The organism is Aquabacterium humicola, from assembly GCF_030167915.1.
Taxonomy (GTDB): Bacteria; Pseudomonadota; Gammaproteobacteria; order Burkholderiales; family Burkholderiaceae_C; genus Pseudaquabacterium; species Pseudaquabacterium humicola.
In genome coordinates this window covers 228905-255592 of the sequence record NZ_JARGNB010000008.1, presented here as the reverse complement: position 1 = coordinate 255592, position 26688 = coordinate 228905, and the positions used below count along the sequence as shown (strand labels likewise).

The following is a 26688-nucleotide window of genomic DNA, read 5'->3' as shown; positions in this document are numbered from 1 at the left end:
AATTACAGGATTACAGTGCGCCGCATGGTCGAACCGGTCCCCCTGCGCGGCACCTCGCTGCACGACGGCGTCGCCGCCCGGCTGCGCACGATGGTCTTCGAGCGCGAGCTGGCCCCGGGCGAGTACATCGACGAGCTCAAGCTCGCGGCGGCCTGGCAGATCAGCCGCACGCCGCTGCGCGAGGCGCTGAAGGTGCTGGCGGCCGAGGGCCTCGTCGAGCTGGTGCCGCGGCGCGGCTGCCGCGTGATCGAGCTGACCGATGCCGATGCCGAGCAGCTGTTCCCGGTGATGGCGATGCTCGAGGGCCGCTGCGCGCTCGAAGCCACCGAGCGCGCCACCGATGACGATCTGCTGCACCTGCGCCGGCTGCACGAGGCGCTCGAGCGCCATGCCGCGGCCGGGGACATCGACGGTTATTACCGCGCCAACCACGATTTCCACTCCACCGTGCAGCGCCTGGCCGCGAACCGCTGGCTGGACCGCGTCGCCGGCGACCTGCGGCGCTTCATGCGGCTGTGGCGCGGCCGCCAGCTCAAGCTCGACGGACGCCTGGCCGCCTCGCTGAACGAACACCGCGTGCTGCTCGACGCCATCGAGCAGCGCGACGCCGCACGCGCCGAGCGCGCGATGCACGACCACCTGATGGCGCAGCTCGCCGCCCTGAAGGCGCTGCAACGCAGCGAGCAGGCTCGGCCACGAAAGGGACGCAAAGAGCATGCTTGAACAACTGCGAACCGCCGCGCGGCGCGTGCAGAGCGAACGTGCGGTGCGCGCGCTGCTCGGCGACTGCCGGCGCCTGCTCTCCGAGCGCGGCGAGGCCAACAGCCCGGCCATCGCCACGGACATCGTCGGCGAGCTCGACCACCTGACCGACGAGCAGCGCCTGGGCTTCTTCGAGCACCTGGCCCAGGACTTCGGCCCCGACGTGCAGCAGGTGCTCGCCGCGGCGCAGGCCTATGCGCAGACGCCGACCGATCCGCAGCGCCTGCTGCAGCTGACGCAGGCCGCCGAGCCGCCGCGCCAGGAGCTGTTCCGGCGCCTGAACCGCGCGCCGGGCGGCACGCGCGCGATCGTGCGGCTGCGCCGCGCGCTGCTCGAGCGCCTACCGAAGCAGCGCGCGCTGGCCAGCGTCGAGAACGACTTGCTGCACCTGCTGTCGAGCTGGTTCAACCCGGGCTTCCTGCAGATGAAGCGGGTGGACTGGAACTCGCCGGCGCAGCTGCTGGAGCAGATCATCCGGCACGAGGCGGTGCACGAGATCGACGGCTGGGACGACCTGCGCCGCCGCCTGCAGCCCGATCGCCGCTGCTTCGCGTTCTTCCATCCGCAGCTGCCGGACGAGCCGCTGATCTTCGTCGAGGTGGCGCTGGTGCCGGAGATGGCCGCGGCGGTGGCGCCGCTGATCGACAAGAAGTCGGCGCCGCTGGAGCCTTCGCAGTTCAAGGTGGCGGTCTTCTATTCGATCAGCAACTGCCAGCCGGGCCTGCGCGGCGTGTCGCTGGGCAACTTCCTGATCAAGCGCGTCGCCGATGAGCTCAAGCGCGAGCTGCCGCAGCTGAAGACCTTCTGCACGCTGTCGCCGATTCCCGGCCTGATGGCCTGGCTGCAGAAGTCCAAGGACACGTTTGCCGCACTGCCCGCGCCGGCGGCCGCGGCCGCCGCGCAGACGCTGGCCGCGCTGCGCGCCGCCGCCGGCGACGACCTGCATGCGATCACCACCACGGCCGGCCTCGACGCGCTGAACGACGACGGCCAGGCCGCGCTGATGACGCTGGCCGCGCACTACCTGGTGCATGCCTCGCCCCTGCCGCAGGGCGATCCGGTGGCGCGCTTCCACCTCGACAACGGCGCGCGGCTGGAGCGCCTGAACCCGCGCGCCAACCTGTCGGCCAAGGGCTTGAAACAATCCGCCGGCCTGATGGTCAACTACCTCTACGACCTGGCCCGCATCGAGACCTGCCACGACCGCTTCGTGCATGGCCGCGTCGTGCATTCCCGCGCCGTCGGATCACTGCTCTGACGGCCCCTTACGTTCCCGACAACACTTCACAACGGAGACACCATGACTGCTCGATCTTCCGCCCGTCGCCATCTGTTGTGCGCCGCCGCTGCTGCCAGCCTGGCCGCGCTGCCGATGGGCTCCGCGCTCGCGCAGGCCTGGCCGGTCAAGCCGGTGACCATCGTCGTGCCCTTCCCCGCCGGCGGCGGCACCGACGCCTTCGCGCGGCCGCTGTTCGCGATGATGTCGAAGAACGCCGGCAAGCAGTTCATCATCGACAACAAGGGCGGCGCCGGCGGCACGGTGGGCGCCAGCCTCGCGTCGCGCGCGGCGCCCGACGGCTACACCTTCTTCATGGGCGCGGTCCACCACGCGATCGCCCCGTCGATGTACCCGAAGCTCGACTACCAGCTGGAGACCGACTTCGTGCCGGTGGGCCTGATCGCCAGCGTGCCGCAGGTGATCGTCGTGCATCCGCAGCGGCTGCCGGTCAACGACCTGAAGGGCCTGCTGGAGCACCTGCGCAAGAACCCCGGCAAGGTCAACTACGGCTCGGCCGGCAACGGCACCTCGCACCACCTGGCCGGCGAGCTGTTCAAGCTGCAGACCAAGACCTTCGTCACCCACATCCCGTACCGCGGCGCCGGCCCGGCGCTGCAGGACCTGATCGCCGGCCAGGTCGACATGATGTTCGACGGCCTGGGCTCGTCGGCCAGCCACATCAAGGGCGGCCGCATCAAGGCGATCGCGGTCGCGTCGGACAAGCGCGCGCCCGGCTTCCCGGACCTGCCCACCGCGGCCGAGGGCGGCGTGCCGACCTACCAGGTCGCGACCTGGTACGGCCTGTGGGCGCCGAAGAACACGCCGAAGGAGGCGGTCGACGCGATGATCGCCGAGATGAAGAAGGCGCTGAACTCCGACGAGCTGAAGGCCACCTGGGCCGGCCTGGGCGCGAACCCGCCGAACAGCTGGGGACCGGACTTCGGCAAGTTCGTCTCCAGCGAGGTCAAGCGCTGGCATGAAGTCGTGAAGAGCTCCGGCGCGAAACTCGACTGAGATCCAGCGGCACCACGACATGAACGACCAGAACCTCTTCTCGGCGCTGCGCGCCGCGTTCCCCGCCGACCTCGACACGGTGGCGATCGAGACGGCCGACGGCCCCGCCGGCCAGCCCTTCACGCCGGCGCACTACACCTGGCGCGACCTGGAGCGCGGCACCGCGATGCTCGCCAACCTGCTGAAGGGGCTGGACCTGCCCGCGAGCACGCGCATCGCGGTGCAGGTCGACAAGAGCGTCGAGGCGCTGATGCTGTACCTGGCGGTGCTGCGCGCCGGCCATGTCTTCCTGCCGCTGAACACCGCCTACCAGGCGGCCGAGATCGAGTACTTCATCGGCAACGCCGAGCCGGCGGTGGTGGTGTGCACGCCGAAGAACTTCGCGTGGGTCAGCCGCATCGCCTTCAAGGCCGGCGTCAGCCATGTCTTCACGCTGGGCGACGACCGCTCGGGCAGCCTGCTCGAACGGGCATCGCACTGCAGCGACCAGCACAAGCCGGTGGACCGGCAGGCCGACGAGCTGGCGGCGATCCTCTACACCAGCGGCACCACCGGGCGCAGCAAGGGGGCGATGCTGAGCCACGGCAACCTGCTGTCGAACGCGCGCACCCTGCAGGCCTACTGGGGCTGGAAACCAGGCGACGTGCTGATCCACGCGCTGCCGATCTTCCATGTGCACGGCCTCTTCGTCGCCTCGCACGGCGCGCTGCTCAACGGCAGCCGGATGATCTGGTTCAACCGCTTCGACCCGGCGGCGGTGATCAGCCGGCTGCCCGAGGCCACGGTGTTCATGGGCGTGCCGACGCTGTATGTGCGCATGCTGGCCGACGAGCGGCTGAACCGCGAGGTCTGCCGCTCGATGCGCCTGTTCATCGCCGGTTCGGCACCGCTGCTGCCCGAGACCTTCGACGCGTGGCGCGAACGCACCGGCCACACCATCCTCGAGCGCTACGGCATGAGCGAGACGGTGATGCTGAGCTCGAACCCGTACCACGCGGTCGAGGGCGAGCGCCGCGCCGGCACCGTGGGCTTCCCGCTGCCGGGCGTCAGCGTGCGCATCGCGGATCCCGCCAAGCCCGGTGCGACGCTGCCCACGGGCGAGATCGGCGGCATCGAGGTCACCGGCCCGAACGTCTTCTCCGGCTACTGGCGCATGCCGGAGAAGACCAAGGAAGAGTTCACCGCCGACGGCTGGTTCAAGACCGGCGACGTCGGCCGCTTCGACGAGCGCGGGTACCTGAGCATCGTCGGCCGCAGCAAGGACCTGATCATCAGCGGCGGCTACAACGTCTATCCGGCCGAGATCGAGGGCTTCATCAACGAGATGCCCGGCGTCGCCGAATCGGCGGTGGTCGGCCTGCCGCATCCGGACTTCGGCGAAGGCGTGATCGCGGTCGTCGTGCCCAAGCCGGGCGCGACCTTGGATCCCGCGGCCATCGTCGGCGCGCTGAAGGGCCGCATCGCCAACTTCAAGGTGCCCAAACAGGTCTTCGTCGAGCCCGAGCTGCCGCGCAATGCGATGGGCAAGGTGCAGAAGAACCTGCTGCGCGAGCAGCACCAGGGGCTGTTCGCGCGCTGAGCGCACGCAGGGACCGCGCCGACACCACCGCCGTGCCCGGCGCGCACGCGCGCGCCGCCATGCGCTGCGTCAAAGCCGCTTCCGCTCGCCCGCGCCGCAGCACTGTCGCAAAGCGCATGACAGGCCTATAGTCCTCCCCAGAGGGGGCTTTCCCTCGACGGAGGCTGCCATGTTCAGGCGCTTCTACACGCATCCGCTCGCCGTCGGCTCGGCGATCGCGATCACCTTCCTCATGCTGCTCGGGATCACGCATCTCGGCGGTCGCGACGGGGCCTACCACATGCTGGCGCGCGCCAGCGACCAGGTGGCCCAGCAGGTGGTGATCGTCGGTCACCGCATGGTCCAGACGGTCGAGATCATCGGCAAGAAGCTGCGGGACTGACCCGCCGGCCGACGCGGCGGGCGGATCGGCGCATCAGCGCACAAGCACCGCCGCCAGGCGGCGCTGTCAGCGCACGAGCACCGCCTGGCCGTAACCCTCCCGCCGATACACGCTCGGCGGCACGCCGAAGCGTTGCGCGAAAACGCGGCTGAAATGCGGCAGGCTGTTGAAGCCGCGATCCAGCGCGATGTCGGTGATCGATCGCCCCATCTGCGCCGGATCGGCCAGGTCGCGCCGCACCGCCTCCAGGCGCTCGCGCAGCAGATAACCCGCCACGCCCTCGGGTTCGTCGGCGAAGGCGTTGTACAGCTGGCGCCGGCTGCAGCGCAGCGCGAGCGCGATGTCCTCGACGCCGAGCGACGGATCGCCGAGCCGGTGCGCGACCAGTTGCTTGATGCGGTCGCGCAGCGCCTCGCGCTGCGTCAGCGCGGTGCCGTGGCCGGCCAGGTCCAGCAGCGACAGGTGCACCAGCTGGGTGATCGCCGCGCCGACGCCGCGTGCGGCCTCGTCGCCCATGTCCGGCAGTTCCTGGTAGGCGCTGCGCATGGTCTGCAGCGCGAGCCGCGCGATGCCGTGGCCGCCACCCAGCGGCCGCGCGACCAGTTCCGTCAGGTTGAGCCCGCGCTCGGCCAGGTCGGCCTTGGGCACCATCACGATCAGGTGCTCCACCGGCTCGGGATTGGCAACCGCGTAGGTCTGGGTGGTGTCGTAGAGGCTCCATTCGCCGGGCCCGACCCAGGCCTGGCGGCCGAACTGCTCGACGCCGGCGCAGCCGCGCTGCGGCGCGACGATCTTGAGGTAGCCCTCTTCGCTGCGCCGCACCAGCGACTGCGTGCGCATCACGCGGTGGCGGCCGGATTCCAGCCGCGTCAGCACCACCGGGCCGGCGCGCGTGGTGCTGATGCGGCCGTCGAACACCGTGTCGCCGTAGAGGTCGGAATCGAGCCCGCCGAACAGCTTCCAGACCCAGTCGCGCCAGTACGGCAGCTTGTCGCGCGCACTGACGTCGTCGGTGCTCATCGTCGCGGTGGTGATGGCCATGGCGTGGACTCCCTGCACGGCTTGCAGCAGCCGCGCGGATTATCGGAAGCCGCATCGAGCCGTGGTCACCCGCTAGGGAAAGCTCGGGGCGGCGTGCACAAAACGGCAAGCGGGCGTGCATGGCCGGGCAAGACGTGACGAACCGTCGTTCCTACGATCTGTCCCGTCAACACACCGACGAAGGAGACGCCATGGCTGCATCGCATCCCTCGAACCCGTCGCGCCGCCGCGCCGCGACCGCGCTCGCCGCCGGCCTGGCCTTTCCCGCCGTGCTGCGCGCCGCGGAACCTGCCGTGCGCATCGGCTACGCGATCGCCCGCACGGGCCCCTGGGCCGGCGGCGCGCAGGTCAGCCAGGAACCGAACTACCTGCTGTGGGCCGAGCAGGTGAATGCCGCCGGCGGCCTCGACGTCAAGGGCAAGAAGCGGCCGATCGAGCTGGTGAGCTCCGACGACCGCAGCGACATCGAGACCTGCGTGCGCAGCTACGAGAAGCTGATGGGCAGCGACAAGGTCGACCTGATCCTGCCGCCCTGGGGCTCGAACGCGAACTTCGCGGTCGCGCCGCTGGCCAACCGCTTCGGCTACCCGTTCATCGCGCCGACCGCGTTGTCGAAGAAGCTGATCGAGATGAAGCTGCCGTACTTCTTCCTGATGCTGCAGCAGCCGGCGCCGATGACCACCGCGCTGGTCGACATGCTGAAGGCCAACGGCGCGAAGACCGCCGCGGTGATCTATGTCGACGACCTGTTCGGGCTGGAGAACTACGCCGCGCTGAAGGTGGCGCTGGCCGGCAGCGGCATCAGCCTGGTCGAGGAGAAGAGCTACCCCGGCGGTGTCAAGGACCTGGCCCCGGTGCTGCGCAGCATCAAGGACAAGGCGCCCGATGCCTTCATCGGCTTCACCTACCCGCCCGACACCATCCTCGCCAGCAAGCAGGCCAAGGAGATCGGCTTCAACCCGAAGTTCTTCTACGCCTCGGTGGGCACCGCGTTCCAGCTCTACCGCAACGTGATGACGCCGGCCGGCGCCGAGGGGGTGCTCGGCATGGGCTCGTGGAACTCGAAGACCAGCGCCGGCGCGAAGGCCTACTTCGATGCGCACACGAAGAAGTTCGCCGGCAAGGAGCCCGACCGCTGGGCCTCGGGCGCCTGCTGGGCGTCGCTGGAGATCCTGCAGGCCGGCGTTGCCAAGGTGGGGCTGGATCGCAAGGCGCTGCGCGACTACATCGCGAAGACCGAGCACAAGACCATCCTGGGGCCGATCCGCTTCGAGGGCAGCGAGAACGTCGCGACGCCGGGCGCGGTGAGCCAGTGGCAGAACGGCGAGTTCGAGGTGGTGTGGCCGAAGAGCATCGCCACGGCGTCGCTGGTGGCCAGCAAGCCGGCGTGGAAATGAGGCCCACCCCCGAAGCGGCCTGCGGCCGCCTCCCCCTCAAGGGGGCAACACCAGCGGCCCGGCAGAGCCGGTTCCGCGGTGTTCGCTTGGAACCTCCGCAACAACCCAAGAGCTGAGCGATGTCCGTCGGCGCCTGGCTCGAACTGCTGGCCTCCGGCCTGATCGCGGGCGGCGTCTACGCGCTGGTCGCGCTCGGGCTGAACCTGCAGTACGGGCTGATGCGCATCATGAACATCTCGCACGGCGAGTTCCTGATGCTGGGCGCCTATGCGACCTGGGCCGCCACCGTCGGGCTGGGGCTGTCGCCGCTGCTGATGCTGCCGGTCAGCTTCGTGCTGCTGGCCGCGCTGGGCCTCGTCGTGCACCGGCTGTGCTTCCGCAAGCTGGCCGCCACGTCGCCGACCGTCGACATCTTCGAGGCGCGCAGCCTGATGGTCGGCTTCGGCCTGATGTTCCTGGTGCAGAACTTCGCGTCGCTGCTGTGGGGCGGCGAGCTGCGCGGCTACGACTTCCTGACGATGCCGGTGGTGGTGCCGCTCACTTCGGGCGGCAGCCAGTTCGCAGCCAACAAGCTGCTGGTGTTCGCGCTGGCGCTGCTGTTCTCCGGCGCCTTGATCGCGCTGCTGCGGCTGACCCTGCTCGGCAAGGGCGTGCGCGCGCTGATGCAGTCGCCCACCGGCGCGCAGCTGGTGGGCATCCCGATCGAGCGGCTGCACCCGCTGATGTTCGGGCTCGGGCTGGGGCTGGCCGGTGTCGCCGGCTGCCTCTTGTCGATGATCGAGGCGATCACGCCGGCTATGGGCGAGCCCTACACGGTGACCGCGCTGATCGTCATCACGCTCGGCGGCTTCGGCAGCATGGCCGGCAGCCTGGCCGGCGGGCTGCTGCTGGGCGTCGTCGAGGCGCTGGGCATGCACTTCACCAGCCCGAGCCTGAAGATGCTGCTGTCCTACGGCGTGTTCATCGGCGTGCTGCTGTGGCGGCCCAACGGCTTGTTCAAGAAATGACGCTGAGCCCCACGACGAGGCGCGATGCGCTGCTGATCGCCGGCGCCGCCGGCTGGCTGCTGGCGCTGCCGGCGTATGCCGGCGACTTCATCACCTCGCTCGCCCTGAGCTGCCTGATGTACGCCGCGCTGGCGTCGAGCTGGTCGACCTTCTGCGGCGCGACGCGCTACCTGTCGCTCGCCACCTCGGCCTTCTTCGGCATCGGCGCCTACGTCTGCGCGCTGGGGCTGGACAAGCTGCCGTGGCCGCTGCTGATCCTCACCGGCGCGGCCGCCGCGGCCGGGGTGGCGGCGATCATGGGCAGCGCGGTGCTGCACCTGCGCGGCACCTACTTCGCGGTGCTGACCTTCGGCATGACGGAGCTGATCCGCCATGCGGTGACCTACGGCGAGAAGCAGGTGGCCGGCACCGTCGGCCGCGTGCTGGCGGTCGTGCCCGAGCCGATCGTCGTCTACGTCACGGTGCTGATCATCGCGGTGGCGGCCCTGGTGACGGCGATCGCCGTGCGCTCGAGCCGCTTCGGCCTCGCGCTCGCCGGCATCGGCGCCGACGAGCAGCGTGCGCAGACGCTGGGAGTGAACACCCGGCTGGTGAAGATCGCCGGCTTCGCGCTGACGGCCGCCTTCGCCGGCGCGGCGGGCGCCGCGATGGCCGTGCGCTGGACCTACATCGACCCGCACACCGTCTTCAATCCGTTCATCGGCTTCCAGACCGTGCTGATCGCGCTGATCGGCGGCGCGACCACGCTGTGGGGGCCGGTGCTCGCCGCGGTGGTCTTCTCGCTGCTCGCGGAGACACTGCGCCTGCAGCTGCCGCAGCTGTACATGATGGTGCTGGGCGTGCTGCTGATCCTGTGCGTGCTGTACCTGCCGGGCGGGCTGGCGTCGCTGCGCTGGAGGCGGTCGGCATGAGCACGCCGGCCTTGCTCGAAGCCAGGGCGGTGACCGTGCGCTTCGGCGGCCTGACCGCCGTCGACCACGTCAGCGTCGCTTTCGGCGAAGGAGAGCTGGTGGGCATCATCGGCCCCAACGGCGCCGGCAAGACGACCTTCTTCAACGCGATCTCCGGCGTGCAGCCACTGACCGGCGGCGAACTGATCGTGCAGGGCGACCGCCTGACCGGGCGCGCGCCGCACGTCTTCTCGCACCACGGCATCGCGCGCACCTTCCAGACGCCGCGGGTCTTCGGCGACATGGCGGTCACCGACAACGTGCGCTTCGGGCTGCAGTTCGCGGGCCGGGGTCGCTCCGGACCGCCGTCGCTGCGCGACGAAGCGGCGATCCTGCGGCTGATCGGGCTGCAGGCGCAGTCGGCGCTGCCGGCGGCCGCGATCACGCCATCGCAGCAGCGGCTGCTCGAGATCGGCATGGCGCTCGCAACGCGCCCGCGATTGCTGCTGCTCGACGAAGTGGCCGCCGGCCTGACCGAAGCCGAAATCGAGGCGATGGCGCGGCTCATCCGGCGGCTGCGCGACGAGCTGCGGCTGTGCGTCGTGTGGATCGAGCATGCGGTGGCGACCTTGCTGCGCCATGTCGAGCGCGTGCTGGTGCTGCACCAGGGGAAGAAGCTCGCGGATGGCACGCCGTCGGCGGTGCGCTCGAATGCCGAGGTCATCGAGGCCTACCTGGGCGACGAGGTGACCGGTTGAAGACGACGGACCTGCCGATGGCCACCTCGATGGCCGAGCTGAAGATCGAGCAGCTGTGCGCCGGCTACGGCGGCTTCAAGGTGCTGCGCGACCTTCAGCTGCACGTGCGCCCCGGCCTGACCGTGATCCTCGGCCCCAACGGCGCCGGCAAGACCACGCTGCTCAAGGCGCTCGCCGGCTTGATAGCGCGCGAAGGACGCGTGCAGTTCGACGGCACCGAGCTGCCCGCGCAACAGCCCGCGGAGAACGTGCAGCGCGGCCTCGCGCTGGTCGCCGAGGGCCGCCAGCTGTTCCCGCAGATGACGGTGCTCGAGAACCTCGAGCTCGGCGGCTGGCTGAAGGACAAGGGCGAACGTGCCAAGCGCCTCGAACAGGCGCTGAAGGATTTCCCCAAGCTCGCCGAACGCCGCCACCAGCTCGCCGGCACGATGAGCGGCGGCGAGCAGCAGATGCTGGCCGTGGCACGGGCGCTGATGAGCGCGCCGCGCCTGCTGATGCTCGACGAGCCCTCGCTCGGCCTGGCGCCGCGGATGGTCGACGAGCTGCTGGCGATCGTTCGGCGCATCGCCGATGCGGGCACCACCGTGCTGATGGTCGAGCAGAACGTGCGCAAGGCGCTGGCGGTCGCCGACCGCGGCCACGTGCTCGAACGCGGGCGCCTGATCGCCGGCGGGCCGGCCTCGCTGCTCGCGCGCTCGACCGTCATCCGCCAGGCCTACCTCGGCGCCTCCGCCCCCGCGTCGACGGGCGCGGCGGCACCGAACACCACTTCACCCGCGAAGGAGACCCCCATGTCCGACCTGTCGATGCTGATCAACGGCCTGGCCGTGCAGGCCGAAGGCGGCCGCCAGTTCGAGCGCCGCAACCCGCTCGACGGTGGCATCGCGTCGCGCGCGCCGGCGGCGTCGACCGCCGATGCGCTGGCGGCCGTCGACGCCGCCGCCGAAGCCTTCAAGACCTGGAGCCAGACCGGCCCCGGCGAGCGCCGCGCGCTGCTGCTGAAGGCCGCCGCGGCGCTGGAAGCGAAGACGCCGCAGTTCATCGAGGCGGTGGCCGCCGAGACCGGCGCCACCGCGATGTGGGCCGGCTTCAACGTGCACCTGGCCGCGGGCATGCTGCAGGAAGCCGCCGCGCTCACCACGCGCATTGCCGGCGAGGTGATCCCGAGCGACGTGCCGGGGTCGCTGGCGATGGGGGTGCGCCAGCCCGCGGGCGTGGTGCTGGGCATCGCGCCGTGGAACGCGCCGATCATCCTGGGCGTGCGGGCGATCGCCGCGCCGCTGGCCTGCGGCAACACGGTGATCCTCAAGGGCAGCGAGAACTGCCCGCGCACGCACGGGCTGATCGCCGAGGCCTTCCAGGACGCGGGCTTCCCGCCCGGCGTCGTCAATTACCTGACCAACGCGCCGGCCGATGCGGCGTCGCTGGTCGAGGCGATCGTCGCGCAACCGGCCGTGCGGCGCGTGAACTTCACCGGCTCGACGCGCGTGGGCAAGCTCGTCGCGCTGACCTGCGCGAAGTACCTGAAGCCGGTGCTGCTGGAGCTCGGCGGCAAGGCGCCGCTGGTGGTGCTGGACGACGCCGACCTCGATGCCGCGGTCAACGCCGCCGCCTTCGGCTGCTTTGCGAACTCGGGCCAGATCTGCATGAGCACCGAGCGCCTGATCGTCGACCGCCGCATCGCCGATGCCTTCGTCGACCGCTTCGTCGCCAAGGCCGGTGCGCTGCCGCTGGGCGACCCGCGCGGCAAGGACCCGGTGGTGCTGGGCAGCGTGATCGGCATGGGCACCGTCGAGCACTGCAATGCGCTGATCGACGACGCGCTGGCGAAGGGCGCGAAGCTGCTGTGCGGCGGCAAGGCCACCAATACGCTGATGCCGGCGACCGTGCTGGACCACGTGACGCGCGCGATGCGCATCTACCACGAGGAGACCTTCGGCCCGGTGAAGTGCATCGTGCGCGTGGCCGACACCGAAGGCGCGATCGCCTGCGCCAACGACAACGAGTACGGGCTCGCCGCCGCGGTCTTCGGCCGCGACATCGCGCGCGCGTTCAACGTCGCCCGGCGCATCGAGTCGGGCATCTGCCACGTCAACGCGCCGACGGTGCACGACGAGGCGCAGATGCCCTTCGGCGGCGTCAAGGGGTCGGGGCTCGGACGCTTCGGCGGCGCGGCGGGCATCGCCGAGTTCACCGACCTGCGCTGGATCACCGTGCAGACGACCCCGCGTCACTACCCGTTCTGATGCCACGGCGATCGCGCTAAGCTGCTGGCGCCCCGCCAGCAGTTCCGCGGGGCGGGAGCCGCTGCGTGATCGACGATGGACCGCATGAGCCGGCGCATGCCGATGTCGGTGCCGGCACCGACGCGCCGGGCGACACCCACGTCGACGCCAGCGTCGATGCCGCCCGCACGCTGCGCGAGCTGACGGCGATCGTCGACAACGCCGCGGTCGCCATCCTCTTCCTGCGCCGCCAGCGCATCGAGCGCTGCAACAGCCGCGCGGCCGAGATGTTCGGCTTCGCCTCGGCCGACGCGATGGTCGGCCTGCATGCGTCGCTGCTGCATCCGGACGAAGCCAGCAACCAGCGCCTGCGCACGATGGCCGAGCCGCTGATGACCAGCGGCCAGTCCTTCCACGGCGACTGGCTGCTGCGCCGCAGCGATGGCGCGCCGCTGTGGTGCAACGTCTACGGCCGCGCGATCGATCCGCAGCGACCCGAGGACGGCTCGGTGTGGGTGGCCGAGGACATCAGCCACCTGCGCCAGGTGCAGCGCGAGATCGAGGCCATCATGCGCAATGCGCCGGTGGGCATCGGCTTCACCCGCGACCGCGTGATCGTGCGCCACAACGCGCGCTTCGCCGAGATGTTCGGCTACGGCGTCGACGAGGCCGTCGGCCTGCCGGCGCGCGTCACCTTCATCGACGACGCGCACTACGAGGAGGTCAGCCGCGTGGCCGGCCCGCTGCTGTCGACTGGCAAGCCGTTCCGCACCGAGCACTACATGCGGCGCAAGGACGGCTCACGCATCTGGGTCAGCCAGATCGGCTACCTGCAGGACCCGGACGACCCGACCGCCGGCACGATCTGGATCATCGAGGACCGCACCGCGGCGCTCGAGACCGCGCAGGCGCTGCAGGCCGCCAAGGAGCAGGCCGAGCGCGCGAACCGCGCGAAGAGCCGCTTCCTCGCCAACATGAGCCACGAGCTGCGCACGCCGCTGAACGCGGTGCTCGGCTTCGCGCAGCTGCTGCAGCTCGATCCCGCGCTCGGCGACCGCCAGGCCGCCGCGCTGGATGCGATCCGCCAGAGCGGCGAACACCTGCTGGCGCTGATCAACGACGTGCTCGACCTGTCGCGCGTCGAGGCCGGCAAGCTCGAGCTGCAGTCGCAGCCGATCGACCTGCGCCAGTTCCTGCAGACGGTGCTCGAGATCGTCGGCGTGCGCGCCCAGGCCAAGGGACTGGGCGTCACGCTGGACCTCGCGCCCGGGCTGCCGCGGCGAGTCGAAGGCGACGAGCACCGGCTGCGCCAGGTGCTGCTGAACCTGCTCGGCAACGCGGTGAAGTTCACCGCCGCCGGCACGGTCGCGCTGCGCGCACGCAGCGATCGGGTGGACGACGAACACGTGCGCCTGCGCTTCGAGGTGATCGACAGCGGACCCGGCATCCCGCCCGAGCAGCTCGAGGGCATCTTCCGGCCCTTCGAGCAGGCCGGCGACGCGCAGCAGCGTGCCGGCGGCAGCGGCCTCGGGCTGGCGATCAGCCGCGAGCTGGCGCGCGCGATGGGCGGCGACGTCAGCGTGCACAGCGTGCCCGGCAGCGGCAGCACCTTCACGCTGGACATCGTGCTGCCGCTGATCGAAGCCTTCGAGTCGCTGCCGATCGACCGGCGCCAGATCCGGGGCTATGGCGGCCGGCGCCGCCGCGTGCTGGTGATCGACGACATCGCCGACAACCGCGCGCTGATCGTGCAACTGCTCGGCGGCCTCGGCTTCGAGGTCTTCGAGGCCCCGGACGGCCAGGCCGGCCTGGACCGTGCCGCGGAGCTCAGGCCCGACCTCGTGCTGATGGACAACACGATGCCGGTGCTCGACGGCCTGAGCGCCACCCGGCGGCTGCGCCGCATGCCGGGCTTCGAGCGCACCCCGGTGATCGCGCTGTCCGCCAGCGCCGCGCCCGCGGACCAGCAGGCCAGCCTCGACGCCGGCGCCGACGCCTTCATCGCCAAGCCGGTGGTCTTCGACCTGCTGCTGGAGCAGATGGGCAAGCTGCTCGGGCTGCGCTGGCAGGCCTGAGGGGGCGCAGCGGGCCGGCGCCGCACGCCGGCCGGTCAGGCCCCGCCGGACGCGCTGGTGGCCGTGTGCGCGCCGGCGACCCGGCCACCGTTGTCCAGCCAGTAACGGATGCGCGCCACCAGTGCCTCCGGATCGAAGGGCTTGGACAGGAAGTCGTTCATGCCGGCGGCGCGGCAGCGTTCGCGGTCGTCGGCGAAGACGTTGGCCGTGAGCGCGATGATCGGCGTGTCGCGGCAGGCCTCGAGCTGGCGGATGCGCCGCGCGGCTTCCACGCCGTCGACGTGCGGCATCTGCACGTCCATCAGGATCAGCGCATAGGGGGTGGCGGTGCCGCTGCGCTGCTGCGCCAGCGCGAAGGCCTGCTCGCCGTTCTCGGCCTGGTCGACCAGCAGCCCGGCCTGCCGCAGGACCTCCAGCGCCACCAGCCGGTTCACCGGCTCGTCCTCCACCAGCAGCACGCGGGCCCCGCGCAGCCCCTGCGCCGACGGTCGCACGGCCGCACCGGCCGGCGACGGCGGCACCGGCTCGGCCAGGCCGTCGCCCAGCGCCAGCCGGGCAGTGAACCAGAACGTGCTGCCGCCCCCGGGCTCGCTGCGCAGGCCCGCCTCGCCGCCGAACATCTGCGCGATCTTGCGCGTGATCGCCAGGCCCAGCCCGGTGCCGCCGTAGCGGCGCGTGGTGGTGCTGTCCGCCTGCTCGAACGCCGCGAACAGGCGGGCCGCGGCCTCGGGTGCAACGCCGATGCCGGTGTCCTCGACCTCGAAGCGCACCAGCGCATGGCGTTCGCCGGCGGGTTCTTCGTGCGCACGCAGCACGATGCCGCCGCGCTCGGTGAACTTGATCGCGTTGCTGGCGTAGTTCAGCAGCGCCTGCGTCAGCCGCGTCGGGTCGCCGACGAGGCTGCGGCCCGATGCGGCGACCTCCACCCGCACCGACAGGCCCTTCTCGGCCGCGCGCGCGCCGATCATCGCCGCCACGCCGTGCACCAGCGCGCCCACCTGCATCGTGGTCTGCTCGAGCGCCATCTGGCCGGCCTCGATCTTCGACAGGTCGAGGATGTCGTCGATGATGCCGAGCAGGTGCCGCGACGCCGCGACGACGGTGTCGAGCTGCCCGGCCTGCTGCGGCGTGACGCCGGCGCGGCGCAGCAGGTACAGGGTGCCGAGCACGGCGTTCATCGGCGTGCGGATCTCGTGGCTCATGTTGGCCAGGAAGGCGCTCTTGCTGCGCGTGGCGGCCTCGGCCTCGTCGCGCGCCTGCCGCAGCGCGCGGTTGGCCGCGGTCAGCTCGGCGGTGCGCTCGGCCACCTGGCGCTCCAGCGCCGCCTGCTGCGCCTGGAGCGCGTGCTGCGCCGCGGTCAGCGCCGCGGTGCGCTGGGCCACGGTCCAGCGCAGCCACGCGCTGGTCAGCATCAGCAGCAGCAGCGCCAGCGCGGCGCCCGCCAGCGCCCAGGGCACCCAGGGCGCGAGGCGCTCGCGCTGCTGCGGCGCCAGCGCCCGGCGCAGCGCATCGAAGTACACCGAGTCGGCATCCTGCCGCCACGCGGCCAGCCGCGCATCGATGCGCGCCAGCAGGTCCGCGTGGCGGCCCTTCGCGGCCGCGAAATAGAGGTTCGAGGCCAGGAACAGCAGCGGCGTCTCGCGCAGCCGGAACTCCGAGGCGCGCAGCGCGGCGGAGAAGCTGTTGGTCACCACGGCGTCGGCCCGGCCCGCGGCGACGGCCTCGTAGGCCTGCGCCAGCGACTGCACCGGCACGGCCTGGTACTGCAGCTGCGCTTCGGCCATCAGCCGGCCGATCTCCTGCTCCTGCACGCCGCCGCGCAGCAGCGCGATGCGCCGTCCGGCCAGGTCGGCCAGCGACTGCACGCGCACGTCCTCGCGGCTGTAGACCTGGCTCCAGCTGCTGGCGACCGAGACGGCATGGAAGTCGAAGCGGCGGCTGCGCTCCTCGGTGAAGGCGACGTCGGGCATCAGGTCGATCTCGCCGGCCTCGAGGCGCCGCAGGCAGTCGGCCCAGTCGCAGCGTGCATAACGCAGCTGCCAGCCTTCGGCGCGTGCGACCGCCTCGATCAGCTCGACGAAGAGCCCGGCCGGTCGGCCGGCGGCGTCGCTGTGGACCTTGGGCGGGTTCTCGTACAGCCCGACGACCACCGGCCGCGCCGGCAACCCACCGGGACGATCCCCCGCGACGATGCGCGCGGCCCCGAGCAGCGCGAACAGGCCGCCCAGGATGAATGCGATGCGCATCACTGCGCGACCAGAGACCATCGATGCGGCCTTTCTCGTGTCACTCCCCGTGCCGGCCCGGCGGACCGGCGCCAGCGATGGTGCCAGCATCCGGCGAGGTGGTCCATGCCCGCGCAAACAGGCTTTCCGGGCTCAGGCCGCGGTAGTCGGCGGCGACCGCGATCAGGTGATCGAACGCCTTGAAGTCCTCGGCCGGCATCGTGGTGGTGAGCGCCACGGCGCGCATGCCGGCGCGGCGGGCCGCTTCCAGGCCCAATGGCGCATCCTCGATGACGATGCAGTCGCGCGGCTCGGCGCCACAGGCCTGCGCCGCCTTCAGGAACACCTCGGGGTCCGGCTTGCCGCGTTGAACGTCGGCCGCGCCGACAACGGCGTCGAAGTGATCGCGCAGGCCCAGGCCATCGAGCGTGAAGCGCACGTTCGAAGGCGGCGCCGCGGTGCCCACGGCCAGGCGCACCCCCTGCGCCCGCGCCTGCGCGATGAACGCCTCCAGGCCCGCCAGGGGCTTCAGGTGCGGTGCGTAGAGCCTGCGGTAGAGCCCCTCCTTCACTTCGGTCAGGGCCTCGCATTCGGCATCGGAGAGGCCGCCGTCCAGCCAGTCGCGCAGGATTTCCGCGGCATGCCGGCCGGTGGTGCGCCGGAAGAACGCCTGCGGGTCGATCTGCCGCCCTCGCGACGCGAAGAACTGCACCCAGGACGTCGTGTGGAACGCCATGTTGTCCACCAGGGTGCCGTCCATGTCGAAGAGGATCGCGCGCTTCATCGATGAATTCAGTTCACGGGTTGATTGGCCGCACTCTAGCGACGCCACAATGGGCGAACCATCGAATTCCGTGCCGGCTCATTCGTGAATCCAGCTCACACCAGACGTCCGCGGCGGCGCCTGCCCTCGCTGCAGATGTTGCGTGCCTTCGAGGCCGTGGCCCATCACGGCAGCGTGACGCTGGCGGCCGAGGAGCTCAGCGTCACGCACGGGGCCGTCAGCCACCAGGTGAAGGCGCTGGAGGCGCAGCTGGGCGTCAGGCTGATCGAGCGCCAGGGCCGGCGCATCGCGCTGACCGAGCCCGGGCGCCGGTATGCGGCACCCCTGCAGGCGGCCCTGGATGGCATGGCGCTGGCCACCGAGCAGCTGATTCAGCCCACGCGGCGGGCCTCGCTGACGATCGAAGCGACGGCCACCTTCGCGGTGCGCTGGCTGATCCCGCGGCTGGGCTCGTTCTGCCACGCGCACCCCGACATCGACGTGCGCGTGGCCACGGCCGGCGACGTGCGCGAGTTCGACCACCGCAGCTTCGACGCCTCGATCCGCTGCCTGGACGACGCGGCCCTGCGCACGCTGCAGCGGCGCCGCGACTGGCAGGAGATGGCGGTCCACCCGTTCCTGGACGAGACCAAGTTCCCGGTGTGCAGCCCGGCGCTGCTGCGTGCCCGGCCGCTGAGGAAGCCGGCCGACCTGCGCCGCCACACGCTGCTGCATGCGCGTTCCACGCCCGGCGCGTGGCAGGACTGGCTGGCCGCCGCGCGCGTGCAGGACCTGGACGCCACCCAGGGCCTGACCTTCGACAACCTGCACTTCACGCTGCAGGCGGCCACGCGCGGGCTGGGCGTGGCGATCGGCACGCGGCCGGTGGTGCAGGAGGCGCTGGACGCCGGCACGCTGGTGCAGCCCTTCCCCGGCATCGAATGCGACCCGCGGCGCTACTACCTCGTGTGCCCGGCCGTCACCGACGGCAAGCCCGCGATCGCGACCTTCCGGCAATGGCTGCTCGCGGCGGCGCACGAGGCGCCCGGAGCACCGCTGGCGCCCGACGAGGCCTAGCGCCTGCGCCGGGCACCGCGTGCACCGCGATCGCTAACGGCTCGCCGGCGCGGCACCTGGGCCGGAGGCCGGGGCCGGGTGGACGAAGCGCCGCCGCCAGCGGCTCATGAAGGCGTGGTGCACGTCGTCGACGAAAGTGAAGATGACCGGGATCACCAGCAGGCTCAGGAAGGTCGAGGTGATCAGGCCGCCGATCACGACGATGGCCATCGGCGAGCGGAAGCTCGGGTCGACGCCCAGGCCGAGCGCGATCGGCATCATGCCCGCGCCCATCGCGATCGTCGTCATCACGATCGGCCGCGCGCGCTTGCGGCAGGCATCGAGCAGCGCGTCCCAGCGGTTCAGGCCGTGGTCGCGGCGCGCGATGACGACGTAGTCGATCAGCAGGATCGAGTTCTTCGTCGCGATGCCCATCAGCATGATCAGCCCGATCAGCGACGGCATCGACAGCGGGCTGTGCGTGACGAACAGCGCCAGGAAGGCGCCGGGAATCGACAGCACCAGCGCCGCGAGGATGGTCACCGGCTGCACGAAGTCCTTGAACAGCAGCACCAGCACGACGTAGATGCACAGCACGCCGGCGCCCATCGCGAGCAGGAAGCCGGAGAACAGGTCGCCCATCGCCTCGGCGTCGCCGGCCGAGGTGCGCGTGATGCCGGGCGGCAGGTTCTGCAGGCTGGGCAGCGCCATCGCGCGGGTCTCGACGTCGCCCAGCGCCTGCCCCTGCAGCTCGATCTCGAAGTTGACGTTGCGGCGGCGGTCATAACGGTCAATCTGAGCGGGTCCGGCATCGATGGCCAGCGTCGCGACATTGCCCAGCATCACCGGCCCGCGGGCGCCGGGCACCGGCAGCCGCGCCAGCAGCTCGAGGTCCTGGCGCGCGTCGGCGGGCAGCCGCACGACCACCGGCACCTGGCGCTGCGCGAAGTTCAGCTTCGCCAGGCCCTGGTCGTAGTCGCCCGCGGTGGCGATGCGCAGCGCATCGGCCAGCCCCACCGACGTGACGCCGAGGTCGGCCATGCGCGCGAAGTCCGGCCGCACGATCAGCTCGGGCCGCTGCAGGCTCGAGGTCGAGGTGACGCTGCCGATACCGGGGATCGAACGCAGCTCGCGCTCGACCACCTTGGCGTGCTCGGCGAGCACCTGACCGTCCTCGCCGGCGAGCACGAGGATGTACTTCTCGGCCGACCCGCCGAAGGCCACCTTCACGCGCACGCCCGGCAGCACCGCGAGCGTCTCGCGCAGCTGCGCCTCGATCTGCTGCTTCGACAGCCCGGGCCGCTCCTTGCGCGGCGTCAGGTTCAGCGTCAGGGTCGCGCGGCGCACGTCGGCCATGCCCGGCGGGGCGAACGGGTCCGCGCCGGAGTTGCCGCCGCCGATCGCGGTGTAGACCTGCTTGACGTGCGGGTGCTTGCGCAGGATCTGCAGCGCGGCCTCGGCGCTGGCCTCGGTCTGGCGGATCGTCGAGCCCGGCGGCAGCGTCAGCGTGACCTGGGTCTGCGACAGGTCGTCCGGCGGGATGAAGCCGGTGGGCAGCAGCGGCACCAGCGCGACCGCGCCGACCAGGAATACCAGCGTGCCGAGCATCGTCCACCAGCGGTGGCGCACGCACCAGGCGGCCCAGCCTTCGTAGATCTCGAGCCAGCGCGGGCGCCGGTCGGTCTTCTTCGGCGGCTTCAGCAGGTAGGCCGCCATCATCGGCGTCAGCATGCGCGCGACGACCAGCGAGAAGAACACCGCGATCGCCGCGGTCCAGCCGAACTGCACGAAGAAGCGGCCGACGATGCCGGTCATGAAGGCCGTCGGCAGGAACACCGCGATCAGCGTGAAGGTGGTGGCGATCACCGCCATGCCGATTTCGTCGGCCGCCTCCATCGCCGCCTGGTAGGGCGACTTGCCCTGCGCGAGGTGGCGCATGATGTTCTCGATCTCGACGATCGCGTCGTCGACGAGGATGCCGACCACCAGCGACAGCGAGATCAAGGTCACGCCGTTGAGCGTGAAGCCCAGCAGGTACATCGCCGCGAAGGTCGGGATCGCCGACAGCGGCAGCGCCGCGGCGGCCACCAGCGTCGCGCGCCAGTCGCGCAGGAACAGCCACACCACCAGCACCGCGAGCGCCGCGCCTTCGTACAGCAGGATCATCGAGCCTTCGAAGTTCTCCTTCGCCGGGTCGACGAAGTTGAAGGCCTCGGTGATCGTGATGTCCGGGTGCGCGGCCTTCAGCGCGTCGAGCGCCGGCTTCACGCCATCGGCGACCTCGATCTCGCCGGCGCCGCGCGAGCGCGAGATCTCGAAGCCGACCACCGGCTTGCCGTCGAGGTAGGCGGCCTGGCGGCGTTCGGCCACCGTGTCGGCGATCGTCGCGACCTGGTCGAGCCGGATGCGGCGGCCGTCGGTCAGGGAGATCTCCATGCGCGCCAGCTCGCCGGCCGACTGCACGGTGGCCACCGTGCGCACCGACTGCTCCGCGCCGCCGATGTCGGCGCGGCCGCCGGAGGCGTCCTGCTGCACGTTGCGCAGCTGGCGCGAGATGTCGCCGGCGGTGACGTTCAGCGCCAGCAGGCGCGCCGGGTCGAGCTCGATGCGCACCTCGCGGCTGACGCCGCCGACCCGCGCCACCGCGCCGACGCCGCGCACCGCCAGCAGCGCCTTCGTCACCTCGTTGTCGACGAACCAGGACAGCGCCTCGTCGTCCATCTTCTTCGACGCGACGGTGTAGGTCAGGATCGGCATGCCGGCGAGATCGGCCTTGGCGATGATCGGGTCGCGCAGGTCGGCCGGCAGGTCCGAGCGCACGCGCGAGACGGCCGAGCGCACGTCGTCCACCGCCTCCTGCACCGGCTTCTCGAGCCGGAACTCGACGGTGATCGTCACCAGCCCGTCGCCGACGTTGGTGTAGAGGTGCTTGACGCCCTGGATCGAGGCGATCGAGTTCTCCAGCTTGCGCGCGACCTCGGTCTCCATCTGGCCCGGCGCGGCCCCCGGCAGCGACGCGGTGACCACGACCATCGGCAGGTCGATGTCCGGGAAGTTCTGCACCTTCGCGGCCTTGAAGGCCAGCAGGCCGGCGATCGTCAGCAGCAGGAACAGCAGGATCGACGGGATCGGGTTGCGGATCGACCAGGCCGAGACGTTGATGCCGCCGGCGACCCGCGCGGCGTGGCCGTGGCCGTCGTTGGACGCCGAATCAGCGGCACTCATTGCACGACCTTCACGAGGTCGCCATCGGCGAGGAACGCGCCGCCCGACGCGACGACGCGCACATCCGACGTGATGCCGCCGGTGATCTCCACGCGGTCGCCGATGCGCCGGCCGACCGCCACCTTCGTCAGCGTGACCCGGTTGTCCGTGCCCAGCCGGTGCACGTAGCTGAAGCCGTCGCGCAGCAGCACCGCGCTCTGCGGCAAGGTCAGGCCGGGCGACGAGCCGAACGTGAAATCGCCGCGCACGAACATGCCGGGCTTGGCATCGCTGCCGGGTGCCAGGTCGACATAGACGAGGCCGTTGCGCGTCTGCGCATCGACCGTCGGCGCCACCATGCGCACCGTGCCCTTGACGGTCTGGCCGCTGGCGGTGGTCACCGTTGCGGCGACCCCAGGTTTCAGGCGCACGAGGTCGCCCGCCGGCACCTCGGCGCGCCACTCGAGCCGGCCGCGGCGGATCAGCCGGAACAGCTCCTGCCCCGGCTGCGCCATCGCGCCCTCGGTGGCCGTGCGCGCGGAGATCACACCATCGTCGGGCGCGACGATGCGCGTCTGCGCCAGGCGCACCTCGTCGGCCTTCACCCGCGCCTTCAGCGATTCCACGCGCGCGCGGGCGGTCTGCTCGGCGGTGAGGATCTGCGTCGTCTGCTGCTGGCTCAGCACGCCGGTGGGCTGCAGCGTGCGCGCCCGGTCGGCATTGGCGATGGCTTCCGCGTGCAGCGCTTCGGCTTCCTTCAGGCTGGCGCGCGTCGCGGCGACGTCGGCGCTGAGCCAGTCGGTCGACAGCCGCGCCAGCAGCTGGCCGCGCTTGACGGTGTCGCCCACCTGCACCCCCACCTCGACGAGCTTGAAGCCGGCCGCGGCCTCGACGCTGATCACCGCCTCCTGCCAGGCGCCGACGGTGCCGGCGGCCGACAGCTTCAGCGGCCACTCGGCGCGCTGCGGCAGGGCCGCCTGCACCGTCAGCGCGGCCCGGCCGGGCGCGGACGTCGCATTCGGCGACGGATTGGCCGACGCCGCGGCCTGCGCGCCGGCCGGCCGCGCGGCGAGCAGCAGCGCCGCGAGCACGAGCGCGATCGCGAGGGAACCTTCAAGCGACAACAACGGCAGCAGGGGTCGCCGCCGCAGCGGCACCGGTCGTTTTTCGATCATGGTGCGGTTGGCTATACGGGGAACCCCGGATGTTGACACGAGTCGACGAGGGCGCTTTGGCACCGCAATCCCGAACGCGGCGAAGGGCCTCGGGCTTCCCTTAAGAGCCCGCTGATCTTCCATACAGTATCCTTGCGGGTTCGCACGACGCAGCCCTGCCTTCTCTCGCCGGCGCCGTGCCCACTCTCCCAGCGTCTCCCAGGAGGATTCCCCGATGGCCAAGGAAGAGGTCAAGACCCGCATCGAGCCGGACGGTCTGCGCTACAAGAGCAAGGCCCCGGGCTCGCCGTTCGCGCCGGCCGGCGCCTTCGGCGGCTCGACGATGTCCTGCTTTCTGTGCGGCGTGCACCGCCCGCGCGCGATGCTGAAGATGCGCAAGCTGCTCGGCCGTTCGCAGACGGTGTGCGATCCGTCGTGCAAGGCGGTGGCGGCGCAGCAGGCCGGTGGCGGCTCCTCCGCGCCGACGAGCACCGTGTCGGAAGGCTGATCCCTGATCCTGCCCTGATCGCGCCGCCGGTTGGTCGGTGGACCTGACGTCCCGTGTCCTCTCCGGCGGCCGATCCTTTCGAAGCCCTCAATGCGCAGCAGCGCGCGGCCGTCGAACACGGCGACGCCCCGCTGCTGGTCATCGCCGGCGCGGGCTCCGGCAAGACGCTGACCCTGGCCGCCCGTGTCGCGCGGCTGGTGCTCGCCGGCGCCGATCCGCAGCGCCTGATGCTGCTGACCTTCTCGCGCCGCGCGGCCCAGGAGATGCAGCGCCGCAGCGGCCGGCTGCTGCACCAGGCCCTGGGTCTGGGGGCCACGCAAGGCCCGCCCGCCCTGCCCTGGGCCGGCACCTTCCACAGCCTGGGTGCGCGCCTGCTGCGCGAGCATGCGGCGCAGATCGGGCTGGCCGAACACTTCACGATCGCCGACCGTGCCGACAGCGAGGACCTGATGGGCCTGGTGCGGCAGGAGCTGGGCCTGGCCGCGACGCGCGAGCGCTTCCCGCTGAAGGCCACCTGCCTCGCGGTCTACTCGCGCTGCGTCAATGCGCAGGCGCCGCTGGCGTCGACGCTGGCGACGCACTTCCCCTGGTGTGCCGCCTGGGAAGCGGAGCTGAAGCGCCTGTTCCGCGCTTATGTCGCCGCCAAGCATGAACAGCACACGCTGGACTACGACGACCTGCTGCTGGCCTGGCACCAGCTGCTGCAGCATGTCCCGCTGGCGCGTGCGCTCGGCGAGCGCTTCACGCATGTGCTGGTCGACGAGTACCAGGACACCAACCGCCTGCAGGCCGCGATCCTGCAAGCGCTGAAGCCCGACGGCCGCGGCCTCACCGTCGTCGGCGACGACGCGCAGTCGATCTACGGCTTCCGCGCCGCCGAGGTGCGCAACATCCTCGACTTCCCCGCGCAGTTCGGCCCGGCGACGACGGTGATTCCGCTGGAGCGCAACTACCGCTCGACCGCGCCGATCCTCGACGCGTCGAACGCCGTCATCGCGCTGGCCGCCGAGCGGCACGCGAAGACGCTGTGGACCGCGCGCGAAGGCGGCGTGCGGCCGCAGATCGTGACGGTCGACGACGAAGCCGCGCAGGCCACGTGGGTGGCCGACCGCGTGCTCGAGCAACGCGAGGCCGGCGTGAAGCTCACCGCGCAGGCCGTGCTGTTCCGCTCGAGCCAGCACAGCGCGCCGCTGGAGCTGGAGCTGACGCGGCGGCGCATTCCCTTCGTCAAGTACGGCGGCCTGAAATTCCTCGAGGCCGCCCACGTGAAGGACCTGCTCGCGGTGCTGCGCTGGGCCGAGAACCCGAAGAGCCGGCTCGCGGGCTTCCGCGTCGCGCAGCTGGTGCCGGGCATCGGGCCGGCGGCCGCCCGCAGGCTGCTCGACGCGACCGACGCCGCGGTGGATGCGCAGGCCGCGCTGGCCGCCTTCGCGCCGCCGGCCGCCGCGCGCGAGGACTTCGCCGCGCTCGTCGCGCTGATGGCCGCGCTGCGTCGCGACGGCAGCGCGTGGCCGGCGGAGCTCGAGGCCGTGCAGCGCTGGTACCAGCCGCACCTGGAGCGCCTGCATCCGGACGACGCGGCATTGCGCCTGGGCGACCTCGCGCAGCTGCAGCGCCTGGCCGCCGCGCAGCCCACGCGCGAGCGCTTCCTGACCGAGCTGACGCTGGACCCGCCGCAGGCCACCAGCGACGAAGCCGGCCCGCCGCACCTCGACGAGGACTACCTGATCCTGTCGACCATCCACTCGGCCAAGGGCCAGGAATGGAGCGCGGTGTCCGTGCTCAACGTCGTCGATGGCTGCATTCCGGCCGACATGGCCACCGGCGACGCGGCGCAGATCGAGGAAGAGCGCCGGCTGCTCTACGTCGCGATGACGCGCGCGAAGCACCAGCTCGCGCTCGTCGTGCCGCAGCGCTTCTACGTCACGCAGCAGACGCGCCGCGGCGACCGGCACCTCTACGCCGGGCTGACGCGCTTCGTGCCGCCGGCGGTGGCCGACCTGTTCGACCGCATCGGCCCGGCCGCCTGCGAGCCCGCGCCGCCGGCGCTCGCGGCGCCGGCCGTGCCGTTGATCGACATCGCGCAGCGACTGCGCTCGGCCTGGGACTGATCACTCGCGCCCCAGCTCGATCAACAGCCGCGCCGCGAGGTACAGCCGCGGCACGATCGAATCGATCTCGATGTACTCGTCGCGCGCGTGGTAGTTCCAGCCGGCCAGGCCCAGGCCTTCCAGCACCGCCGGCTTGCCGGAGCGCCCGGCGAAGCCCGCATCGGTCGCGCCGCCGGTGGTCGGCACCAGCACGAGCGGCCGGCCGTCGAGCTCGGCATAGAGGCTTTGCGCCTTCAGCGCCAGCGCGCGGCCGCGCTCGCTCGCGATGTACGGCGGCCGGCCGACGATCACGCGCACGCTGACCTCGGTGTCCGGCACGCGCCGGCTTTCGGCGACCCGCGCCTTCAGCGCCGCTTCGAGCCTGGGGGCGCTGTCGGCCTGCAGCAGCCGCACGTCGGCGGTGGCGCTCGCGCTGTCGGGAATCTGGTTGCGGATGGCGCCGGCCTGCGCCCAGGTCCAGTTCAGCTGCGCGCCGGGCACGCCCTTCGCGACGTCCTGCGTCTGCAGCACCTGGTGCGCCAGCTCGATGAAGGCATTGCGGCCGCTGTCGGGCGCGACGCCGGCATGCGAGGCGCGGCCCCTGACCTCGAGCACCGCGGTGGCGGTGCCGGCGGCCGAGAGCAGCACGCCTTCGCGCCGGGTCACGTCCTTCGCCGCGGTCGGCTCGAAGCTCAGCACCACGTCGTGCTGTTCGCCAAGCTGCGCCAGCCGTTCGCCGGAGCCGATCGAGCCGATCTCCTCGTCGGCGTTCAGCAGCACCGTCAGCTGCGCGAAGTCGCGCCAGCCGGCGTCCTTCAACAGCGCCAGCGCATGCAGGATCAGCGCGACGCCGCCCTTGTCGTCGGCGATGCCCGGGCCGTGCAGCCGGTTGCCGTCGATGCGCCACGGCTGCTGCGCCAGCGTGCCCGCCGGGTAGACGGTGTCCAGGTGCCCGATCAGCAGGAAGCGGCGCCGGCCGTTGCCGGTGAACGTGGCCTGCACCATCGGCCCATGGCCAGCCGCCGGCGGCAACCGGTCGACCACCGCGCCGAGGGCCTGCAGCCGCTGCGCCGCGAGCTCGGCCACCCGCGCGAGACCCGCGGCATCGCGGCTGCCGGACTCGATCGACACCAGCTGCCTGAGCGTCTCGATCAGCGCCGGCTGCGCGGCCTGCGCGGCGGCCAGGAGCACGTCGTCGCGCGCGGCCCGCACCGGCGAGACCAGCGCGCACACCGCGGCGAACACGAGGGCGAGGACAGCGGTCGACCGGCTCATGCAA

The 26688-nt window shown here is 71.6% G+C and carries 20 protein-coding genes and 1 pseudogene; 15 read left to right on the top strand and 6 right to left on the bottom strand.

The window, feature by feature from the left end:
• Positions 1 to 24: 24 nt before the first annotated feature.
• The 5 genes from P1K89_RS28115 (at position 25) to P1K89_RS28095 (ending at position 5016) form a co-directional block, all read left to right on the top strand.
• Positions 25 to 723, top strand: coding sequence for a GntR family transcriptional regulator (locus P1K89_RS28115; protein WP_284619847.1), 699 nt, complete (start codon positions 25 to 27; stop codon positions 721 to 723).
• Positions 716 to 2020: a malonyl-CoA decarboxylase gene (locus P1K89_RS28110; RefSeq protein WP_284619846.1), complete on the top strand. Its 1305-nt coding sequence runs from the start codon at positions 716 to 718 to the stop codon at positions 2018 to 2020. The genes P1K89_RS28115 and P1K89_RS28110 overlap by 8 nt, the downstream gene beginning before the upstream one ends.
• A gap of 42 nt (positions 2021 to 2062) precedes the next feature.
• Positions 2063 to 3055, top strand: a complete 993-nt coding sequence (locus P1K89_RS28105) for a Bug family tripartite tricarboxylate transporter substrate binding protein (RefSeq protein ID WP_284619845.1) — start codon at positions 2063 to 2065, stop codon at positions 3053 to 3055.
• A 19-nt stretch (positions 3056 to 3074) separates the two neighbouring features.
• Entirely contained in the window at positions 3075 to 4634 is a 1560-nt protein-coding gene (locus P1K89_RS28100) for a malonate--CoA ligase (protein WP_284619844.1), read from the top strand.
• A 169-nt stretch (positions 4635 to 4803) separates the two neighbouring features.
• Complete coding sequence (locus P1K89_RS28095) at positions 4804 to 5016, top strand: hypothetical protein (protein ID WP_284619843.1); 213 nt, start codon at positions 4804 to 4806, stop codon at positions 5014 to 5016.
• Between the two features lie 66 nt (positions 5017 to 5082).
• Here P1K89_RS28095 and P1K89_RS28090 read toward each other — a convergent pair whose 3' ends face one another.
• A complete protein-coding gene (locus tag P1K89_RS28090; protein ID WP_284619842.1) occupies positions 5083 to 6057 on the bottom strand; it encodes an AraC-like ligand-binding domain-containing protein in 975 nt (324 codons plus the stop codon).
• 191 nt (positions 6058 to 6248) lie between these two features.
• On the opposite strand from P1K89_RS28090, the gene P1K89_RS28085 reads away from it, so the two are divergent.
• From P1K89_RS28085 to P1K89_RS28055, 7 genes and pseudogenes are all read left to right on the top strand, one after another.
• Complete coding sequence (locus tag P1K89_RS28085; RefSeq protein ID WP_284619841.1) at positions 6249 to 7454, top strand: amino acid ABC transporter substrate-binding protein; 1206 nt, start codon at positions 6249 to 6251, stop codon at positions 7452 to 7454.
• A 119-nt stretch (positions 7455 to 7573) separates the two neighbouring features.
• Positions 7574 to 8461, top strand: coding sequence for a branched-chain amino acid ABC transporter permease (locus P1K89_RS28080; protein WP_284619840.1), 888 nt, complete (start codon positions 7574 to 7576; stop codon positions 8459 to 8461).
• Entirely contained in the window at positions 8458 to 9372 is a 915-nt protein-coding gene (locus tag P1K89_RS28075) for a branched-chain amino acid ABC transporter permease (RefSeq protein WP_284619839.1), read from the top strand. Before P1K89_RS28080 ends, P1K89_RS28075 begins: the two co-directional genes overlap by 4 nt.
• Entirely contained in the window at positions 9369 to 10109 is a 741-nt protein-coding gene (locus tag P1K89_RS28070) for an ABC transporter ATP-binding protein (protein WP_284619838.1), read from the top strand. The genes P1K89_RS28075 and P1K89_RS28070 overlap by 4 nt, the downstream gene beginning before the upstream one ends.
• A gap of 17 nt (positions 10110 to 10126) precedes the next feature.
• A pseudogene (locus P1K89_RS28065) lies at positions 10127 to 10609 on the top strand (ABC transporter ATP-binding protein); the annotation flags it as partial.
• A gap of 291 nt (positions 10610 to 10900) precedes the next feature.
• Positions 10901 to 12355, top strand: a complete 1455-nt coding sequence (locus P1K89_RS28060; RefSeq protein WP_284619919.1) for an aldehyde dehydrogenase — start codon at positions 10901 to 10903, stop codon at positions 12353 to 12355.
• Positions 12356 to 12420: 65 nt separating this feature from the next.
• Positions 12421 to 14409, top strand: a complete 1989-nt coding sequence (locus P1K89_RS28055) for a PAS domain-containing hybrid sensor histidine kinase/response regulator (protein WP_284619837.1) — start codon at positions 12421 to 12423, stop codon at positions 14407 to 14409.
• 35 nt (positions 14410 to 14444) lie between these two features.
• Here the strand turns inward: P1K89_RS28055 and P1K89_RS28050 are convergent, their stop codons facing one another.
• Positions 14445 to 16655: a hybrid sensor histidine kinase/response regulator gene (locus tag P1K89_RS28050; protein WP_284619836.1), complete on the bottom strand. Its 2211-nt coding sequence runs from the start codon at positions 16653 to 16655 to the stop codon at positions 14445 to 14447.
• Between the two features lie 40 nt (positions 16656 to 16695).
• Positions 16696 to 17418 carry an HAD family hydrolase gene (locus P1K89_RS28045; protein ID WP_284619835.1) on the bottom strand — a complete coding sequence of 241 codons (723 nt, stop codon included), beginning with the start codon at positions 17416 to 17418 and terminating at the stop codon, positions 16696 to 16698.
• An 84-nt stretch (positions 17419 to 17502) separates the two neighbouring features.
• Between P1K89_RS28045 and gcvA the strand changes: the two genes are divergently transcribed.
• A complete protein-coding gene (gene gcvA / locus P1K89_RS28040) occupies positions 17503 to 18474 on the top strand; it encodes a transcriptional regulator GcvA (protein ID WP_284619834.1) in 972 nt (323 codons plus the stop codon).
• Between the two features lie 33 nt (positions 18475 to 18507).
• Here the strand turns inward: gcvA and P1K89_RS28035 are convergent, their stop codons facing one another.
• Together P1K89_RS28035 and P1K89_RS28030 are read right to left on the bottom strand one after the other, a co-directional pair.
• Entirely contained in the window at positions 18508 to 21615 is a 3108-nt protein-coding gene (locus P1K89_RS28035; RefSeq protein ID WP_284619918.1) for an efflux RND transporter permease subunit, read from the bottom strand.
• Positions 21616 to 21674: 59 nt separating this feature from the next.
• Positions 21675 to 22832 (bottom strand): efflux RND transporter periplasmic adaptor subunit, encoded by a 1158-nt coding sequence (locus P1K89_RS28030; protein WP_284619833.1) that lies wholly within the window; start codon positions 22830 to 22832, stop codon positions 21675 to 21677.
• Positions 22833 to 23046: 214 nt separating this feature from the next.
• Here P1K89_RS28030 and P1K89_RS28025 point away from each other — a divergent pair, with 214 nt between their 5' ends.
• Entirely contained in the window at positions 23047 to 23319 is a 273-nt protein-coding gene (locus tag P1K89_RS28025; protein ID WP_284619832.1) for a hypothetical protein, read from the top strand.
• Positions 23320 to 23372: 53 nt separating this feature from the next.
• A complete protein-coding gene (locus P1K89_RS28020; protein WP_284619831.1) occupies positions 23373 to 25430 on the top strand; it encodes an ATP-dependent helicase in 2058 nt (685 codons plus the stop codon).
• Here P1K89_RS28020 and P1K89_RS28015 read toward each other — a convergent pair whose 3' ends face one another.
• Complete coding sequence (locus P1K89_RS28015) at positions 25431 to 26684, bottom strand: glutamate carboxypeptidase (protein ID WP_284619830.1); 1254 nt, start codon at positions 26682 to 26684, stop codon at positions 25431 to 25433.
• Between the last annotated feature and the right edge of the window lie 4 nt (positions 26685 to 26688).

Coding starts and splice junctions, on each gene's coding strand:
- P1K89_RS28100 (WP_284619844.1), top strand. CDS start 3,075: ATGAACGACCAGAACCTCTTCTCGGCGCTGCGCGCCGCGTTCCCCGCC.
- P1K89_RS28075 (WP_284619839.1), top strand. CDS start 8,458: ATGACGCTGAGCCCCACGACGAGGCGCGATGCGCTGCTGATCGCCGGC.
- P1K89_RS28110 (WP_284619846.1), top strand. CDS start 716: ATGCTTGAACAACTGCGAACCGCCGCGCGGCGCGTGCAGAGCGAACGT.
- P1K89_RS28105 (WP_284619845.1), top strand. CDS start 2,063: ATGACTGCTCGATCTTCCGCCCGTCGCCATCTGTTGTGCGCCGCCGCT.
- P1K89_RS28060 (WP_284619919.1), top strand. CDS start 10,901: ATGTCCGACCTGTCGATGCTGATCAACGGCCTGGCCGTGCAGGCCGAA.
- P1K89_RS28070 (WP_284619838.1), top strand. CDS start 9,369: ATGAGCACGCCGGCCTTGCTCGAAGCCAGGGCGGTGACCGTGCGCTTC.
- P1K89_RS28025 (WP_284619832.1), top strand. CDS start 23,047: ATGGCCAAGGAAGAGGTCAAGACCCGCATCGAGCCGGACGGTCTGCGC.
- P1K89_RS28030 (WP_284619833.1), bottom strand. CDS start 22,832: ATGATCGAAAAACGACCGGTGCCGCTGCGGCGGCGACCCCTGCTGCCG.
- P1K89_RS28050 (WP_284619836.1), bottom strand. CDS start 16,655: ATGCGCATCGCATTCATCCTGGGCGGCCTGTTCGCGCTGCTCGGGGCC.
- P1K89_RS28015 (WP_284619830.1), bottom strand. CDS start 26,684: ATGAGCCGGTCGACCGCTGTCCTCGCCCTCGTGTTCGCCGCGGTGTGC.
- P1K89_RS28095 (WP_284619843.1), top strand. CDS start 4,804: ATGTTCAGGCGCTTCTACACGCATCCGCTCGCCGTCGGCTCGGCGATC.
- P1K89_RS28090 (WP_284619842.1), bottom strand. CDS start 6,057: ATGGCCATCACCACCGCGACGATGAGCACCGACGACGTCAGTGCGCGC.
- P1K89_RS28045 (WP_284619835.1), bottom strand. CDS start 17,418: ATGAAGCGCGCGATCCTCTTCGACATGGACGGCACCCTGGTGGACAAC.
- P1K89_RS28080 (WP_284619840.1), top strand. CDS start 7,574: ATGTCCGTCGGCGCCTGGCTCGAACTGCTGGCCTCCGGCCTGATCGCG.
- P1K89_RS28085 (WP_284619841.1), top strand. CDS start 6,249: ATGGCTGCATCGCATCCCTCGAACCCGTCGCGCCGCCGCGCCGCGACC.
- P1K89_RS28115 (WP_284619847.1), top strand. CDS start 25: ATGGTCGAACCGGTCCCCCTGCGCGGCACCTCGCTGCACGACGGCGTC.